Genomic DNA, 17044 nt, shown 5'->3' on the forward strand with positions numbered 1-17044 from the left:
CGCCAGAAACAGCAAGCCCCGCAGAGGCGGGGCTTGCGTGCAGCAGCAGTATGGGCGGACGTCGATGAAAGCAACGTCAGCCCATCACGGCATCAGCCGTTGGCCTTCAGCTTGGCCAGGCGCAGCCAGGTATCAACCACGGTATCCGGGTTCAGCGACACCGACTCGATGCCTTCCTGCATCAGCCATTCGGCCAGATCCGGGTGATCGGACGGGCCCTGGCCGCAGATGCCGACGTACTTGCCCTTGGCACGTGCCGACTTGATCGCCATCGACAGCAGCTTCTTCACCGCCGGGTTACGTTCGTCGAACAGGTGCGCGACGATCGACGAGTCGCGGTCTAGGCCCAGGCTGAGCTGGGTCAGGTCGTTGGAGCCGATCGAGAAGCCGTCGAAGATCTCCAGGAATTCATCGGCGAGCAGTGCGTTGGACGGCACTTCGCACATCATGATGATCTTCAGGCCGTTCTCGCCCTGCTTCAGGCCGTTCTGTTCCAGCACCTCGATGACCTTGCGGCCTTCTTCCAGGGTGCGCACGAACGGAATCATGACCCACAGGTTGTCCAGGCCCATTTCGTTGCGCACGCGCAGCACGGCCTTGCACTCCAGCGCGAAGGCGGCCGAGAAGCTCGGGTCGACATAACGGCTGGCGCCGCGGAAGCCGATCATCGGGTTCTCTTCGTGCGGCTCGTAGTTGCTGCCGCCGATCAGGTTGGCGTACTCGTTGGACTTGAAGTCCGACAGGCGCACGATCACGGCGTTCGGGGCGACCGAGGCGGTGAGGGTGGCAATGCCTTCGGCCAGGCGGTCGACGTAGAAGCTGACCGGGTCACCATAGCCGGCGATCTTCTCGTCGATCTTCTTCTTGGTCGCGGCGTCCTGGCGGTCGTATTCCAGCAGCGCATTCGGATGGATGCCGATGTGGCTGGCGATGATCATTTCCAGGCGGGCCAGGCCGATGCCGGCGTTCGGCAGCTGGCCGAAGTCGAAGGCACGTTCCGGGTTGGCCACGTTCATCATGATCTTCAGCGGCGCCGGCGGCATGTTGCCCAGATCGGTGGTGGTGCGCTCAAAGCCGAGCTTGCCTTCGTAGATGAAGCCGGTATCACCTTCAGCGCAGCTGACGGTGACCAGCTGGCCATCCTCGATGACCTGGGTCGCGTTGCCCGAACCGACCACGGCCGGCACGCCCAGCTCGCGCGCGATGATCGCGGCGTGGCAGGTGCGGCCACCGCGGTTGGTGACGATGGCCGAGGCGCGCTTCATCACCGGTTCCCAATCGGGATCGGTCATGTCGGCGATCAGCACGTCGCCCGGCTGCACGCGGTTCATGTCGTCCAGCGTCTTCACCACGCGGGCCACGCCCGAACCGATCTTGGCGCCGACGGCGCGGCCCTCGGCCAGCACCTTGCCGCCCTTCTCGGTCAGCGCGAAGCGCTCGATCTGGGTGGCGTGGCTGCGCGACTTCACCGTTTCCGGGCGCGCCTGCACGATGAACAGCTTGCCGCTGACACCGTCCTTGGCCCACTCGATGTCCATCGGGCGGCCGTAGTGCTTTTCGATGACCAGCGCCTGCTTGGCCAGTTCCTGCACGTCCTCGTCGCTGATCGAGAAGGTGGTGCGCAGTTCGGCCGGGGTGTCTTCGATACGGACGCGCTCACCGGGGACATCCGAATACACCATGCGGATCGCCTTGCTGCCGAGCGAGCGGCGCAGGATCGCCGGCTTGCCGGCCTGCAGGGTGGGCTTGTAGACGTAGTATTCGTCCGGATTGACCGCGCCCTGCACGACCATCTCGCCCAGGCCGAACGAGGAGGTGACGAACACCACGTCGCGGAAGCCGGACTCGGTGTCCAGGGTGAACAGCACGCCGGAGGAGCCGACGCCCGAACGCACCATCAGCTGCACGCCGGCGGACAGGAACACGTCCTCATGCTTGAAGCCGTGGTGCACGCGGTAGGCGATGGCGCGGTCGTTGTACAGCGAGGCGAACACTTCCTTGACCTTGTGCACGACGTCGTCGGCACCGGTCACGTTGAGGAAGGTTTCCTGCTGGCCGGCGAAGGAGGCATCCGGCAGATCCTCGGCGGTGGCCGACGAACGCACGGCCACGGCCACGTCGCCGCCGCCGTTGTCGGCGCTCAGCTTGGCGTAGGCGGTGCGGATGTCCTGGTCCAGCTGCGGCTGCAGCGGGGCGTCGATTACCCAGCCGCGGATTTCCTTGCCGGCGGCGGTCAGCGCGTTGACGTCCTCGACGTCCAGCGTGGCCAGCCTGTCGAAGATGCGCTTGGACAGATCGTTGTGCGCGATGAAGTCCTTGAAGGCTTCAGCGGTGGTGGCATAACCGCCCGGCACCGAAACGCCCAGACCGGCCAGGTTGCCGATCATCTCGCCCAGGGACGAATTCTTGCCGCCTACGCGGGCCAGATCGGCCAGACGCAGTTCGTGCAACCACAGGATGTTCTCGTTCAAGCGCGATGCTCCGTTTGGCCATCGCCCGAGGCGGGCTGAGTGGCCGCGTCCGTAGGAAGAAGCCGATATGATGCCGGGCAGAGCACCGTCGGCACAAGCTTGTGCTGGCGGCCTTTTTAGGCTTCGTAGGGGGTAAAAGCGCGCATGTCGACCATCCGTCCGGTGTTCTACGTTTCCGATGGAACCGGTATCACCGCTGAAACCATTGGGCATAGCCTGCTGACCCAGTTCTCCGGGTTCAGCTTCATTACCGATCGGATGTCGTTTGTCGACGACCCTGAAAAAGCGCGTGAAGCCTGCGCCCGGATCCAGGCGGCGGGGGAGCGGTACCAGGTCCGGCCGATCGTGGTGAACTCCTGCGTGGACCAGAGCCTGAGCCTGATCCTGGCCGACAGCGGTGCCCTGATGCTGGATGTGTTCGCGCCGTTCATCGAGCCGCTGGAGCGCGAACTGGCCAGCCCGCGCCTGGCCCGGGTCGGCCAGGCCCACGGCATGGTCGATTTCGACACCTACCACCGCCGCATCAACGCGATGAACTTCGCCCTGACCCACGATGACGGTATCGCGGTGAACTACGACGATGCCGACGTGATCCTGGTAGCGGTGTCGCGCGCTGGCAAGACGCCCACCTGCATCTACCTGGCCCTGCATTACGGGGTGCGCGCGGCCAACTACCCGTTGACCGACGAGGACCTGGAAAGCGACCGCCTGCCGCCGCGCCTTCGCAACTACCGGCGCAAGCTGTTCGGGTTGACCATCGATCCGGACCGCCTGCAGCAGATCCGCCAGGAGCGCCGCCCGAACTCGCGCTACGCCAACCTGGACACCTGCAAGCGCGAGGTGGCCGCGGCCGAGACCATGTTCCGCATGGAGCGGATCCCGACCCTGAGCACCACCCACACCTCGATCGAGGAGATTTCCAGCAAGGTGCTGGCCACATTGGGGCTGCAGCGCGAGCTGTATTGATCCTTTCCGGCGCACCTGGCTGCGCCCGTGGAGCCGAGCCCACGCTCGGCTGGGCCACCGGGTTCTGGCCGAAGCGCAGCCGAGCGTGGGCTCGGCCCTGCAGGGGATCGTCGTCGTCGGGTTGGCTGTGGCTCGAGGCGCCCCCACGTTGAAGCACCAACGTGTAGGATCGACCCATGGCCCGAGCCTTGCCCCGTACCGAACGCATTCCCCGCCTGAGCCGGCTGAGCTGGCTCATGGGCCTGTACGCGGAAAACTACCGCCATCTGGTGCGCCTGTTCGAACCGGCGGGACTGGCGGCGGGCAGCTACATTTCCTCGATCGGCGACGGCCTGGATGTCCGCCTGGACGTGATCGAGTGCCACCGCTATACGGTGGAACTGCGGCTGACCTACGACATTGCCGACCCGGTCACCGGCGAGCCGGATCCTTCGGCCTATGTTCGCCTGTACCGTGACGCGCGCCAGGCCGAGACCACCCATTGCTACGTCGGCCGCCGCTGGCAGGACACCATGGGCCTGTACCCGCCACCGGCGGAATTGATCAGCCACCGGATGCGGATGAACACCTTCCTCGGCAAGTGGCTGGAATACCTGGCCGAGCGCGGCCACGGCGTCGCAACGCTGCGCCGTGACCCCGATGGCGCCGGTGCGCCTGCCGAGCGCCGCCTGTCGCTGGTGCGCTGATCGGCCATAATCCAGGGCTGACCTGCCGCTGGATGCCGCCCCATGCCGTACACCCCGATCGTCGCCACCCTGGGCTATGTGCTGTCGCCCGATCGTCGCCAGGTGCTGATGATCCATCGCAATACGCGCCCCGGTGACCATCACCTCGGCAAGTACAACGGCCTGGGTGGCAAGATCGAAGCGGACGAGGACGTGGCGGCCAGCATGCGCCGCGAGATTGCCGAGGAAGCCGGCATCGACTGCACCGGCATGCGCCTGCGCGGCACTCTCAGCTGGCCCGGTTTCGGCAAGCACGGCGAAGACTGGCTGGGCTTCGTGTTCGTCATCGACAGCTTCGAAGGCACCCCGCACGGCGGCAACCACGAAGGCACGCTGGAGTGGGTGGATCTGGACAAGCTGGACACGCTGCCGATGTGGGAAGGCGACCGCAACTTCCTGCCGCTGGTGTTCGACGCCGACCCGCGCCCGTTCCACGGCGTGATGCCGTACAAGGACGGGCGCATGGTCAGTTGGTCCTACAGCCGGCTGTGACCCGGCGAATCGGGGAGGTGCCAACCGTTCCGGTGGGTGCCACCCTGGGTTGGCACGCTCTTTCGGTCAATTAATACCGGGGCAATATTGACGTCGACAAATTACCCGGGCAATATTTGTGCATCGCCTCTGATGCCATTGCCATGCCTGCGTCTCGACTCCCTCCCTTCAGTTGTTTCGACGGCCATCGCCTCGTTGCGTCCGGCAGACCGGAAATGGCCGCACAGGCGCTCAAGCGGCTGCGCGCCGACAACGCTGCTGGACCATTGCTGGTGTTCGACAACGCCACGGGCCGCACCCGCGATTTCGATACGCGCGGCAGTGACGAGGAACTGCTGGCGCGGGTAAGCGCAGCGTTTCCTGTCGTGGAGACGGATGCCGAGGTCACTGCCGAAGACGCTGCGGCGACCCCGCGTGGTCGTGGCCGCCCCAAGCTGGGCGTGGTCGCCCGTGAAGTGACGTTGCTGCCGCGCCATTGGGCGTGGCTGGCAGAGCAGCCGGGCGGGGCCTCGGTGGCATTGCGAAAACTGGTGGAGGCGGCCAGCCGCGCCGGTGCGGACAAGGACCGCCGGTGTCGCGATGCCGAGCGCGCCTATCACTTCATGCAGACCATCGCCGGTGACCTGCCGGGCTTCGAGGAGGCCATCCGCGCGCTGTTCGCGCACGACCGTACGGGCCTGGAAGCGGTGCTGCATTGCTGGCCCAGGGATGTGCGCGACCACGCCCTGCGCCTGGCGTTCGACAGCGCCGACGGCTGAACCATCGCGCCGTCGTTGAGCGGCGGCGCCACCTGATCGCGGGCTGCGGCCCGGTCCCCTGTGCTTGCTTTGCTGGTGGAAACGCCGGGCAGGGCAGCGCCTTGCCCAGAGAACCCCATGAACTCCCCTGTACATTCCACGCCCCCGGTCGCGCCGCCTCTGTGGCGCACCTACCTGGCCCTGCTGCTGCCGATGTTGCTGACCAATGCATTGCAACTGGCCGCAGGCACGCTGGACAACATCTACCTCGGCCATCTGCTCGGTACCCAGGCGGTGGCCGTGGCCGCTGCGTTCTTCCCGGTCTTCTTCCTGCTGCTGGCCCTGGTGATGGGTCTGGCGACCGGCGCGATGGTGCTGATCGGGCAGGCCTGGGGCGCGGGTCGGCCGCAGCAGGTGCGCGCGGTGGCTGGCAGTGCGGTGGCGCTGATCCTTGTGTTGTCGGTGCTGGTGATGGCTCTGGGGAGCGGTTTCGCACCACAGCTTCTGATGTCACTGGGTACGCCGGCACCGATCCTCGGTGAGGCCATCGTCTACGCGCGCGTGCTGTTGCTGGCGGCGCCGGCGTTCTTCCTGCTGTGGTTGGCCACTGCCGTGAGCCGCGCGGTAGGCGATGCGAAGACGCCGCTGCATGCGCTGCTGCTGGCCACGGCGGTGGGCCTGCTGTGCACGCCGCTGCTGATTCTGGGCTGGGCCGGCCTGCCTCGGCTGGGATCGGCCAGTGCGGCGGTGTCGGCGGCGTTTGCCTCGCTGTTGGCCCTGGGCTGGCTGTTGTTGCGTTGGCATCGGGCAGGACATCCCCTGGCACCGGGCCCTGAGTTGTTGCATGCCATTCGTTTCGATGGCGCGATCATCCGATCGATGCTGCGCATCGGCATACCCTCCTCGCTGCAAATGCTCAGCCTGGCCGTCGCCGAAATCGTGTTGCTGGGCTGGATCAACCGCTATGGCTACACGGCCACGGCAGCCTACGGTGCGGTCAACCAGCTGATGAGCTGGGTGCAGTTGCCGGCAATGTCGTTGGGGATCACCGCCACCATCCTCGCGGCGCATGCGATGGGCGCCGGGCGTACGGCACGGCTGCCGGCCATCGCCCGGACGGGTGTGCTGGTGGGGCTGGCGACGCTGAGCGTGGTGGTGGTGCTGGTTGTGGCGCTGGCGCCCGGGCTGACCGGGCTGATCCTGGCGGCGGCCGACGTGCGCGAGCTGGCTGCGTTGCAGCTGCGCACTGTGGTGTGGGGCGTGCTGGCGATGGGAATCAGCGCGGTGCTTGTCGGGGTGATGCGCGGCAGCGGCACGGTATGGTTGCCAGCGTTGCTGGGTATGGCAGCGGTGCTGCTGGTGGAACTGCCGCTGGCGATGTGGATGCAGGCGCAGCACGGGCTGGCCGGCGTGTGGTGGGCGTGGCCACTGGGGTTGCTGGCGATGCTGGTGATGCAGGTGATGTGTTTCGCCCGGTGGCGGCGGGTGCACGCTCGGTAGTGTCGGCCGCTGGCCGGCACTCCGGAATGGCAGGGGCAGCCGGCCAGCGGCCGGCTCTACCGCTTCATGGCCGCTGCGCCAGCAGCAGGTGGAAGCATCCGGCATCATCATCGTCCGTCACCAGGAATCGGACGTGGCGGCGGCGGGCCCGCCGGTGACCATAGCGCCGACCTCGCGGCTTGGGAAGTAGGGAAACCCCGCGTCAGGGTGATGAGGAAATGTCCACCGTCGCAGTCGGTGAGATCTGGTTGTCCACAGGGGGTGTGGATTACGCGTGGGCAACTTTGTGGATAAGCCGCGACAGGCGCCACCCCCCTAGGCTGTCAAGATGGGTGGCGAAAAATTCACCGCCGGTGAGGGCGGGTGAGGGGGCGGTGAAGGGTGGGCCCCGTCAGCGCTGTCACCAGCGACGGCGCTCGCGGTAACCTGTGGGCCTTGATGCTCCGTGAGTCCCCATGAAACGTCACTTCTCGATGCTGCGCGAATTCCAGCTGGCCGACTGGTTCACCCTGGCCAATGCTTTCTGCGGCACCGGTGCGGTATTTGCCGCCATGCGCTTCCTGCAGGATGGCGAGCGCGGCTACCTGCTGTTCGGCATGGCGCTGATCCCGTTGGCCTTCATCTTCGACGCCCTTGATGGGCGCATCGCGCGCTGGCGCAAGTCCAGCTCCACCCTGGGCCGCGAGCTGGACTCGCTGTCCGACGTGATCTCCTTCGGGGTGGCCCCAGCGGCGCTTGCCTATGCCTGCGGCATGCAGGGTGGCTGGGACTGGCTGGTGCTGAGCTACTTCGTCTGCTGCGGCGTCAGCCGCCTGGCACGCTACAACGTCACAGCCGAGGCAATGACCGGCGACGAGGGCAAGGTCACGTATTTCGAGGGCACCCCGATCCCGACCAGCCTGGTGCTGGTGATCGTACTGGCGATCGCCGCCGGCACCGATGCCATCGGCCAGAACATCTGGTTCGGCCAGTGGCAGATCGGACCGTGGCAGCTGCACCCGATGGTGCTGTTGTTCGCCCTGTCCGGGTCGCTGATGATCAGCAAGACCCTGCGTATCCCCAAGCCATGAGCCAGCCCTGCGGAGGCCTGCGATGACCAGCTCGGCCCACGATGCCGGCAGCAGCGATTTCGAGACGCTGGCCCGGCAGTACTTCGGCGCATGGGGTGATGCTCTGCGCCATGCGGGCGCGCCCGCTGCACCTGCCGGTGACGACCCCGGCAGCTGGCAACGGTTGTTTGACTGGTGGGGCCAATTGCTGCCCGAACAGGCGCCCGGCGCGCCGGAAGATGCCGTGCGCCGGTTCCGCGAACAGGCGGGCAGCTGGTACGGCACCATGCAGGAGGTCGCCGCTCGGTTTGCCGGCCGCGACGCCAGCAGTGCAGATGTGGCCCAGGCCTGGCGTGAGGCGGTGCAGGGGCAGGGCGACGGCATGCTGCAATGGATGCTGCAGGGCGCCCGCGGCAGCACCCACGCCGGTGCCGCAGTACCTGAATTCGCCGCATGGCTGCAGCAGTTCCAGCTGCAGGCGGGCCCGTGGCTGCAGAGCCCGGCATTCGGCCCCGGCCGCGAGCACCAGGCGCGCTGGCAGGCCCTGCTGCGTGCGCAGGAAGAATACCAGCAGCATTCGCGCGCCTATGTCGACCTGATCAAGCGGGCACTGGACGAGGCCTTTGCGCTGTTCGAGCAGCGCCTGGTCGAGCACGAACAGCCGGGCAGCCAGCTGACCAGCGCCCGCGCGATGTTCGACCTGTGGATCGAAGTGGCCGAGGAGGCCTACGCCAAGGTGGCCATGTCCGAACCGTTCCAGCAGGTGTACGCCTCGCTGGGCAACGCGCAGATGCGTCTGCGCGCCGGCCTGCAGCGCGAGGTGGAACAGATGAGTGAACGTATCGGCCTGCCGACCCGCAGCGAGATGGATGCCGCGCACCGCCGCATCGCCGAGCTGGAGCGCAGCCTGCGCCGCCTGCAGGCGCAGGTGGCAGTGCTGGCTGGAACCGCTGCGGTCGATCCGGTGGCGCAGCCGGCGCCGGCGAAGGTGAAGCCAGCCGCCCGCAATGCCGCAAAGAAGGCTGCGCCGGCAAAGAAGGCGACTGCGAAAAAGGCGCCTGCAAAGAAGGCCGCACCTCGCACTTCCGCGCGGGCACGTGACCGATGAAGGGACCGCTGGGCTTCAACGCTGATGACCTGATGCAGGAAACCCTGGCGATGCAGCGCAAGCTGATGGAAGGGCTGAAGCTGCTGCCGCAGGTGGAAGACGTTGACTACGGCGTGACCGCCCGCGAGGAAGTGTGGCGCGACGGCAAGGTGGTGCTCTACCGCTTCGTCGGCGAACAGGCGCCGACCCGGCGCACGCCGCTGCTGATCGTCTACGCGCTGGTCAACCGGCCGTACATGGTCGACCTGCAGGCCGACCGCTCTCTGGTGCAGAAGCTGTTGGCGCTCGGGCAGGATGTGTACGTGCTGGACTGGGGCTACCCGGATCGCTCGGAGCGCTTCCAGACGCTGGAGGACTACCTGCTGCGCTATATCGATGGTGCAGTGGATGCCCTGCGCGTGCGCAGTGGTGGCCCGGTGGACCTGCTGGGTATCTGCCAGGGCGGCGTGTTCGCACTCTGCTACGCCGCGCTGCGCCGGCAGAAGCTGGGCAAGCTGATCACCATGGTCACCCCGGTCGACTTCCAGACGGCCGACAACATGCTCTCGCATTGGGCGCGGCAGGTGGACGTGGACCTGCTGGTCGACACGCTGGGCAACATCCCGGCCGACCTGATGAACGCCAGTTACCTGATGCTCAAGCCATTCCGCCTGAACGTGCAGAAGTACGTCGGCCTGCTCGACATCCTCGATGACAAGGCGGCGCTTGAGGACTTCCTGCGCATGGAGAAGTGGATCTTCGATTCACCGGACCTGGCGGGCGAGGCGTTCCGCGATTTCATCAAGCAGTTCTACCAGGGCAACGGGCTGGTGAACGGCACGGTGCGGATCGGCGAGGAAGCCGTGGATCTGTCGCAGGTGACCTTGCCGGTGCTGAACATCTATGCCGAGCAGGACCATCTGGTACCGCCGGACGCCTCGCGCGCGATGCGTGGGCGCCTGGGCACGGACGACTACACCGAGTCCAGTTTCCGCGGTGGCCACATTGGTATCTATGTGTCCGGCCGCGCCCAGCGCGAAGTGCCGGCCACGATCGATGGCTGGTTGAAGGCGCGTGACCTGTAGAGTCGAGCCATGCTCGACTGACTTGGGGGGATGATGAGGTACCGGACTTTGTTGATTCTTGCGGCACTGCTGGCAGCACCACTTGCCCACGCCGCACCCAGTGTGGATGCACGCCGGGAGATAGCCCAGCTGATCTCCAGCCTGGATGGCTCGCAGTGCCGGTTCCAGCGCAATGGCAGCTGGTACGACGGCAGCGATGCGCGCGCCCATCTGCAGCGCAAGTATGACTACCTGCTGAAGAAGGACATGGTGGACAGCGCCGAGCAGTTCATCGAGCGCGCCGCCAGCCAGAGCAGCATGAGCGGGAAGCCTTACCGCATCCAGTGCCCGGGGCAGCCTGAGCAGACCGCGGCCGCCTGGTTCAGTGCGCGCCTGCAGGCGCTGCGTCTCCGCACGCCGTAGACATGGAGGCGGTGTAGAGTCGCGGCGTGCTCGACTGATTCTGCCCGCAAGCCGAGGAGACACCGCCGTGAACACCACGCCCAAGACGCTGTCGCGTTCATTGAACGACCGCATGATTGCCGGCGTGATGGGCGGCATTGCCCATCGCTTCGGCTGGAACCCCACCCTGGTGCGGATCGTGTTCGTGCTGGTATCGATCGGCTCGGCCGCCTTCCCCGGCATTCTGATCTACCTGATCCTGTGGCTGCTGATTCCGAACGAGGCGGATTGAATACCGCCGCTCGATCCTGGCCGCTGTGGCTGCGCGCGCTGCAGATGCTGGGCGCCGCATGGACGCTGCCCAACACACTGATCGGCCTGATCGGCGGCCTGGCCGGCATGCTCGGCGGCGCGACATTGCGCTGGAGCAGCCGTGACTGCGCGCTGGTGTTCGATCGCTGGCCGTGGGGGCCGGGTGGGGCGATCACCCTGGGCAACGTGATCCTGCATACCGGCCATGACCTCGGCATCTGCTGCCGGACCTATGCGCATCAGGCGGGGTGGGGCGTGGAGCCGCTGATCCGGCTGGACGACCACGAGCGCGCGCACGTTTACCAGTACATGGTGCTGGGGCCGCTGTACCTGCCGGTGTACCTGCTGTGTGGTGGGGTGAGTGCACGCAATCCGTTCGAACGCGCGGCCGATCATTTCGCCCGGTTCGGGCGTGGTTGGTGGCCGTAGTTTCCAGCCTACGGCGCAGCCCCTCGTGGCTTGGTCGCGGAATGCCTGCTTCCTGGGGGCTGGCCGGGTGGGTGGGGCTGGCGGTGACGCCGTGCTTCGCGGACTGGCCTGAAAGCAGCCGAGCATGGGCTCGGCTCTACAAAAAGTGAGCCGGCCAGGCCGCTTTTGCTCTGGTCTTCTTTTTTCTTTTCCGTGGCTGGACGTGCCCGAAAACTGTCGGGGGGCGGTCGGGGTGGGTTCGCGGGACCGTTGGCGCCATGGATGGCGCCATCGAGCCCCCATGGACGGGTTTACGGCGTGTCCCGCGAACCCACCCCGACCGACCCGATCACATGAAGCGCATTTCGCGACCAAGCCACGAGGGGCTGCGCCGTTGGGGAAATCCCCCGCCGATTCGTTAGCCGGAAGTTAAAGATCCGTAAGCATTCTGCTGCGATCCCGCAGTCATCTGCATGCAACCGATCGTCATTAGCCTTCGTGACGTTCCAGTCAGGTTCGACGCGGTAAGCTCTCCCTCGATGAGCTCGCAGCATCGCTCATCGAACGCAGTACGCAGTAGCAATTTGGAGGAAGACATCACATGGCAATCGTTCTTTATGTCGGTGGTAGCAAGGATGGCGAGAAGGGCGTGGTGCCCTACGGCTTCAGCAAATCCCGCGCCGATACCGCGCTGGGGCCGGAGTTCTACACGGAGCGGTTCATGGAACTGCAGGGTGTCGGCAAGGTCCGCCTGATGGCCCTGGAAGGCATGCGTGACGACATCGTCATGCAGCGCGCCGCCCGCCACTACCGCTGACCGTCGCAACACGCGGCAGGGCGCGCCCACCATCGCGCGCCCGCGCCGGCATCCCAGCCCCGGGCCAGTCCGAGCCCGCTCTTTGCCAGGATGCCGGCGTCCAATCCGGCTTCGCCGCTGAACCTCGCCCCCTGTCAATGCCTTGTCCGGCTCCGTCGCGGATTGCCAGAATGGGGGCTTCCCGAAACGCGGCACAGACCTGAAGCAATGCACGACGCCAAGAACGCCCAGAGCGCGCTCGCCCAGCAGATCGCCCAGACCATCGCCGACGAAATCGGTGCCCAGTCCGCCCAGGTACGCGCCGCCGTCGGCCTGCTTGACGAAGGCGCCAGCGTTCCGTTCATCGCGCGCTACCGCAAGGAAGTGACCGGTGGCCTGGACGACACCCAGCTGCGCAACCTGGAAACCCGGCTGACCTACCTGCGCGAGCTGGAGGACCGTCGCGCGGCGGTGCTGGCCAGCATCGGCGAGCAGGGCAAGCTCAGTGACGAGCTGCGCAATGACATCCTGGCCGCCGATACCAAGAGCCGGCTGGAAGACCTGTACCTGCCGTACAAGCCCAAGCGCCGCACCCGTGCGCAGATCGCCCGCGAGGCCGGCCTGGAGCCGTTGGCCGATGGCCTGCTGGCCGACCCGACGCAGGACCCGCAGACGTTCGCGGCCACCTTCGTCGACGCCGACAAGGGCGTAGCCGACACCAAGTCCGCGTTGGAAGGCGCGCGCGCGATCCTGATGGAGCGCTGGGGCGAAGACGCCGCGCTGGTCGGTGAACTGCGCACCTGGCTGGGCGAAACCGGCGTGATCCGCGCGCGCGTGGCCGAGGGCAAGGAAACCGAAGGCGCCAAGTACCGCGATTACTTCGATCACGCCGAGTCGTTGGCGAAGATTCCCTCGCACCGATTGCTGGCGCTGTTCCGTGCGCGCCGCGAGGAGATCCTGTTCCTGGAGCTGGACCCCGGCAGTGATGCCGAGGCCGGCCACCAGTACGCCGAAGGGCGCGTGGCGCGCAAGGCCGGCATCGCCGACCAGGGCCGTGCCGCCGACCGCTGGCTGCTGGATGCCTGCCGGCTGACCTGGCGTGCCAAGCTGCACACCCATCTGCTGCTGGACCTGTTCAACCAGGCCCGCGAAAAGGCCGAAGCCGAGGCCATCGCGGTGTTCGGCGACAACCTGAAGGACCTGTTGCTGGCGGCACCCGCCGGCCCGAAGACCGTGCTCGGACTGGACCCGGGCATCCGCACCGGCTGCAAGATCGCCGTGGTCGATGCCACCGGCAAGCTGGTCGCCACCGACACCATCTACCCGCACGAGCCGCGTCGCCAGTGGGAGCAGTCGCTGCAGACGATCAAGCAGCTGTGCGCCAAGCACAACGTGGACCTGATCGCGATCGGCAACGGCACCGCCAGCCGCGAAACCGACAAGCTGGCCGGCGAAGCGATCAAGGCCGCTGGCAACCCGAAGCTGCAGAAGGTGGTGGTCAGCGAGGCCGGCGCGTCGGTGTACTCGGCGTCCGAGTTCGCGGCCAGGGAATTCCCGGAGCTGGACGTGTCGCTACGTGGGGCGGTGTCGATCGCCCGCCGCCTGCAGGACCCGCTGGCCGAACTGGTGAAGATCGAACCCAAGGCGATCGGTGTCGGCCAGTACCAGCACGATGTGGACCAGTACCGCCTGGCGCGCGCGCTGGATGCCCGCGTGGAGGACTGCGTGAACGCGGTGGGCGTGTACGTGAACACCGCTTCGGCTGCACTGTTGTCGCGGGTGTCCGGCCTGTCGGCCACGGTGGCCGAGAACATCGTGCGCCACCGTGATGCGAACGGCCCGTTCAAGCGCCGCAAGGACCTGCTGAAGGTCGCGCGCCTGGGCGAGAAGACCTTTGAACAGTGCGCGGGCTTCCTGCGCATTGCCGACGGTGATGAACCGCTGGATGCTTCGGCGGTACACCCGGAAGCCTACCCGGTGGTCGAGCGCATCGTGGCCGGCACCGCGCGCCCGATCAAGGCGCTGATCGGTGATGGCAGCTTCCTGCGCGGCCTGAAGGCCGAGCAGTTCACCGATGCCACCTTCGGCGTGCCGACCGTGCGTGACATCCTCAAGGAACTGGAGAAGCCGGGCCGAGACCCACGCCCCGAGTTCAAGGCGGCACGCTTCGCCGAGGGCGTCGAGGACATCAAGGACCTGCGCGAGGGCATGGTGCTCGAGGGTGTGGTCAGCAACGTGGCGGCCTTCGGTGCCTTCGTCGATATCGGTGTGCACCAGGATGGCCTGATCCACATCTCGGCGCTTTCCGATACGTTCGTGAAGGACCCGCGCGACGTGGTCAAGGCCGGCGATATCGTCAAGGTGAAGGTGCTGGAGGTGGACGTGGCGCGCAAGCGCATCGCCCTGACCCGGCGCCTGGACGATACCCCCGGGCAAGCCACCAGCCGCCCGGGCCAGCGTGATGAGCGCGGCCATGGGCAGGGTCCGCGCCGCGATGCAGGCGGCCAGAACCGCGGGCCGAACCGGGGCCAAGGCAATGGCGGCCGTCCCGCCGCGTCCGCGCCCCCGGCCAACAACGCCCTGGCCGAGGCCTTCGCCCGCGCCAAGCGCAGTTGAGGACCGTGTTCCCCGTCACGCTTGATTCGTGGCGGGGGACTTGTCGATTTTCCCCGTGATTGCGCACACTTGCGCTTGAGGGGAGGCGTCCGGCCACCCCGCTGTTGCTGGGGAGGGCCATGACGCCAGCACCACCCGTTGCTCGTACCGGCGGTCGCAGCGCTGCGCTGCGGTCGGCGCCTGCCCGTGCCGGCAGGAGACCGGATTGATGCCGGGCCAGGGCACCCACGGCAATGGACTGCTGGAGCGCCGCCTGCAGGAGCTGGCGGAAGAGCGTCGCCGCCTGGCGATGATCATCGACGGTACCGCCGCGGGAACCTGGGAATGGAACGTGCAGACCGGCGAGATGCGGGTCAACGCGCGCTGGGCCGAGATCGTCGGTTACCGCCTGGAAGAGCTGGAACCCATCTGCCAGAAGACGTTCCTGAGGCTGGTCCATCCCGATGACGTTGCGTTGTCCGATGCTGCGCTGGACGACCATTTCCAAGGGCGCAGCGACAACTACGCCTGCCTGCTGCGCATGCGCCACAGGAACGGCCAGTGGATCTGGATCCAGGACCGTGGGCGCGTCTTTGAATGGGACGGGCAGGGCAAGCCGCTGTGGATGGCCGGTGCCCATGCCGACGTCACCGAGCTGCAGCAGGCGAGGCAGGATGCGGCCGAAACCCGCCAACGCCTGCAGGCCGTGGTCGATGCGTCCGATGAGGTAGCGGTGATCGCCACCGATACCGATGGCACCATCACCCTGTTCAACACGGGTGCGGAGCGCCTGCTGGGCTACAGCGCAGCGGAGGTGGTCGGCCAGCGCCGGCTCGATGCCTTCCACGATCCAGAGGAACTGAAAGCCTGGCTGGAGCCGCTGGCCGATGCCGAGGGCAACCTTCCCGACGTGTTCGAAGCGCTCAGTGCTCGCGCTGACGGGCAGACCTACTCGCGGCAGTGGACGTTGCTGCGCAAGGAGGGCCTGCCACGCCAGGTGCGCCTGTCGATCAGCCGCATGGAAGGTGCCGATGGCGCACGCATCGGCTACGTCGGCATGGCCATCGACATCACCGAAATCCTGCAGGCACGGGCCGAGGCGCGGCTGTCGGCGGAGAAGTTCGCCGGTGCATTCACATCGGCGGCGCTGGGCATGGCGCTGGTGTCGCTGGAGGGGCGTTGGCTGGACGTCAATGATGCGCTGTGCCGGATCCTGGGTTACCCGCGCGAAGAGTTGCTGCAGGTCGACTTCCAGCGCCTGACCCATCCCGATGACCTGCAGACCGACCTGGCCCTGGTGCAGGATCTTCTGGCCGGACGGCGCAGCCATTACCACCTTGAAAAGCGCTATCTCGACCGCGACGGTCGCATCATCTGGGCGCGGCTGTCGGTGTCGCTGGTGCGCAGCGAGCATGGCCAGCCGCTGCATTTCGTGTCGCAGATCCAGGACATCACCGCCCAGCGCAGCAGTGAGCAACGCCTGTTCGAGAGCGAACAGCGCAGCCGCATCACCCTGGATGCGGTGGCCGACCTGGTGCTCAGCGTCAACCTTGACGGCCGCATCGACTATGCCAACGCGGCCGCGGTACGCACCCTGGCCGGTGATGGCGCGCTGTCGCTGGCCGGGCACAGGGTGCAGGACGTGCTGGTGCTGACCACCGAGTACGCGCCCGGCTCGGTACTGGATGTGTCGGTACTGCTGGACCCGGAGAGCAACGCGGTGGACCTGCACGCCGACCTGCTGCTGCGCCTGGGCACGGCAACGGTGCCGGTGGACCTGACGCGGGCCTGGCTGCGCGATGACGAGGGCCATGTGCGCGGCGCGGTGTGGGTGTTGCGCGACGACACCCAGCAGCGGGCGCGGCAGCGCGAAGCCCGCCACCTGGCCGAGATCGATCCACTCACCGAACTGAGCAACCGCCGCGGTTTCGAGGTGCACCTGCAGCAGGCGATCACCCGCGTCGAGCGCACCGGGCAGGCCGCCTCGCTGATGTACATCGATCTGGACCGCTTCAAGCCGGTCAACGACACCTGGGGCCACCTGGCCGGCGATGCCGTGCTGTGGGCGGTGGCCAGTGTGCTGCGACATGGTGTGCGTGATTCGGACGTGGTGGCGCGGCTGGGCGGCGACGAGTTCGCGGTGATCCTGTCCGGGTGTACGCCGCGTCGTGCCGCACGGATCGGCGGTGAACTCCTGCAGACCCTGTCAGCGCTGTCCATTCCGTGGGATCAGCATCGGCTGCGGGTCGGTGCCAGCATCGGCATCGCGCCCCTGGCGGCGGGCATGAGCGTGGACCAGGCAGTGGCCGCTGCCGATGCACAGTGCTACCGGGCCAAGGCGCTGGGGCGCAACAACGTGCAGGTGCAGGGCGAGCTGTCGGAGCTTCCAGGCGACGATGCCGATGCCGCCCAGGACTGATCTCAGCCTGTGAGAAGAAGC

Annotated in this window: 15 protein-coding genes; 14 read left to right on the plus strand and 1 reads right to left on the minus strand. The window is 66.9% G+C overall.

Going from position 1 to position 17044, the window contains the following annotated elements; genetic code table 11:
- Nucleotides 1-92: 92 nt before the first annotated feature.
- Nucleotides 93-2471 (minus strand): phosphoenolpyruvate synthase, encoded by a 2379-nt coding sequence (gene ppsA, locus AB839_RS08840; RefSeq protein ID WP_061479058.1) that lies wholly within the window; start codon nt 2469-2471, stop codon nt 93-95.
- A 144-nt stretch (nt 2472-2615) separates the two neighbouring features.
- Here ppsA and AB839_RS08845 point away from each other — a divergent pair, with 144 nt between their 5' ends.
- From AB839_RS08845 to AB839_RS08910, 14 genes are all read left to right on the plus strand, one after another.
- A complete protein-coding gene (locus AB839_RS08845; RefSeq protein WP_005417170.1) occupies nt 2616-3437 on the plus strand; it encodes a pyruvate, water dikinase regulatory protein in 822 nt (273 codons plus the stop codon).
- A gap of 176 nt (nt 3438-3613) precedes the next feature.
- Nucleotides 3614-4123 (plus strand): DUF1249 domain-containing protein, encoded by a 510-nt coding sequence (locus AB839_RS08850; RefSeq protein ID WP_032954273.1) that lies wholly within the window; start codon nt 3614-3616, stop codon nt 4121-4123.
- A 42-nt stretch (nt 4124-4165) separates the two neighbouring features.
- A complete protein-coding gene (locus AB839_RS08855; RefSeq protein WP_005417168.1) occupies nt 4166-4654 on the plus strand; it encodes an 8-oxo-dGTP diphosphatase in 489 nt (162 codons plus the stop codon).
- A 143-nt stretch (nt 4655-4797) separates the two neighbouring features.
- On the plus strand, nt 4798-5412 hold the full coding sequence (locus AB839_RS08860; protein ID WP_061479119.1) for a DUF2239 family protein: 615 nt from the start codon (nt 4798-4800) through the stop codon (nt 5410-5412).
- A gap of 117 nt (nt 5413-5529) precedes the next feature.
- Entirely contained in the window at nt 5530-6891 is a 1362-nt protein-coding gene (locus tag AB839_RS08865) for an MATE family efflux transporter (protein WP_061479059.1), read from the plus strand.
- Nucleotides 6892-7346: 455 nt separating this feature from the next.
- The gene (locus tag AB839_RS08870; protein WP_019660264.1) at nt 7347-7961 is read left to right on the plus strand and encodes a phosphatidylcholine/phosphatidylserine synthase; all 615 of its coding nucleotides are present in this window, start codon (nt 7347-7349) and stop codon (nt 7959-7961) included.
- A 22-nt stretch (nt 7962-7983) separates the two neighbouring features.
- Nucleotides 7984-9048: a class III poly(R)-hydroxyalkanoic acid synthase subunit PhaE gene (gene phaE, locus AB839_RS08875; protein WP_061479060.1), complete on the plus strand. Its 1065-nt coding sequence runs from the start codon at nt 7984-7986 to the stop codon at nt 9046-9048.
- Nucleotides 9045-10112 carry a class III poly(R)-hydroxyalkanoic acid synthase subunit PhaC gene (gene phaC, locus AB839_RS08880; protein ID WP_061479061.1) on the plus strand — a complete coding sequence of 356 codons (1068 nt, stop codon included), beginning with the start codon at nt 9045-9047 and terminating at the stop codon, nt 10110-10112. Before phaE ends, phaC begins: the two co-directional genes overlap by 4 nt.
- Before the next feature lie 33 nt (nt 10113-10145).
- Nucleotides 10146-10514: a YfeK family protein gene (locus AB839_RS08885; RefSeq protein ID WP_061479120.1), complete on the plus strand. Its 369-nt coding sequence runs from the start codon at nt 10146-10148 to the stop codon at nt 10512-10514.
- A gap of 67 nt (nt 10515-10581) precedes the next feature.
- Nucleotides 10582-10785 carry a PspC domain-containing protein gene (locus AB839_RS08890; protein WP_005417153.1) on the plus strand — a complete coding sequence of 68 codons (204 nt, stop codon included), beginning with the start codon at nt 10582-10584 and terminating at the stop codon, nt 10783-10785.
- Nucleotides 10786-10829: 44 nt separating this feature from the next.
- Nucleotides 10830-11234 carry a hypothetical protein gene (locus AB839_RS08895; protein ID WP_099486665.1) on the plus strand — a complete coding sequence of 135 codons (405 nt, stop codon included), beginning with the start codon at nt 10830-10832 and terminating at the stop codon, nt 11232-11234.
- Between the two features lie 580 nt (nt 11235-11814).
- Nucleotides 11815-12030 (plus strand): hypothetical protein, encoded by a 216-nt coding sequence (locus AB839_RS08900; protein ID WP_005417149.1) that lies wholly within the window; start codon nt 11815-11817, stop codon nt 12028-12030.
- A 207-nt stretch (nt 12031-12237) separates the two neighbouring features.
- Entirely contained in the window at nt 12238-14625 is a 2388-nt protein-coding gene (locus AB839_RS08905; RefSeq protein WP_061479063.1) for a Tex family protein, read from the plus strand.
- Between the two features lie 208 nt (nt 14626-14833).
- Entirely contained in the window at nt 14834-17023 is a 2190-nt protein-coding gene (locus AB839_RS08910) for a PAS domain S-box protein (protein ID WP_061479064.1), read from the plus strand.
- The last annotated feature ends 21 nt before the right edge of the window (nt 17024-17044 follow it).

Source organism: Stenotrophomonas sp. DDT-1 (assembly GCF_001580555.1).
Lineage (GTDB): Bacteria > Pseudomonadota > Gammaproteobacteria > Xanthomonadales > Xanthomonadaceae > Stenotrophomonas > Stenotrophomonas sepilia.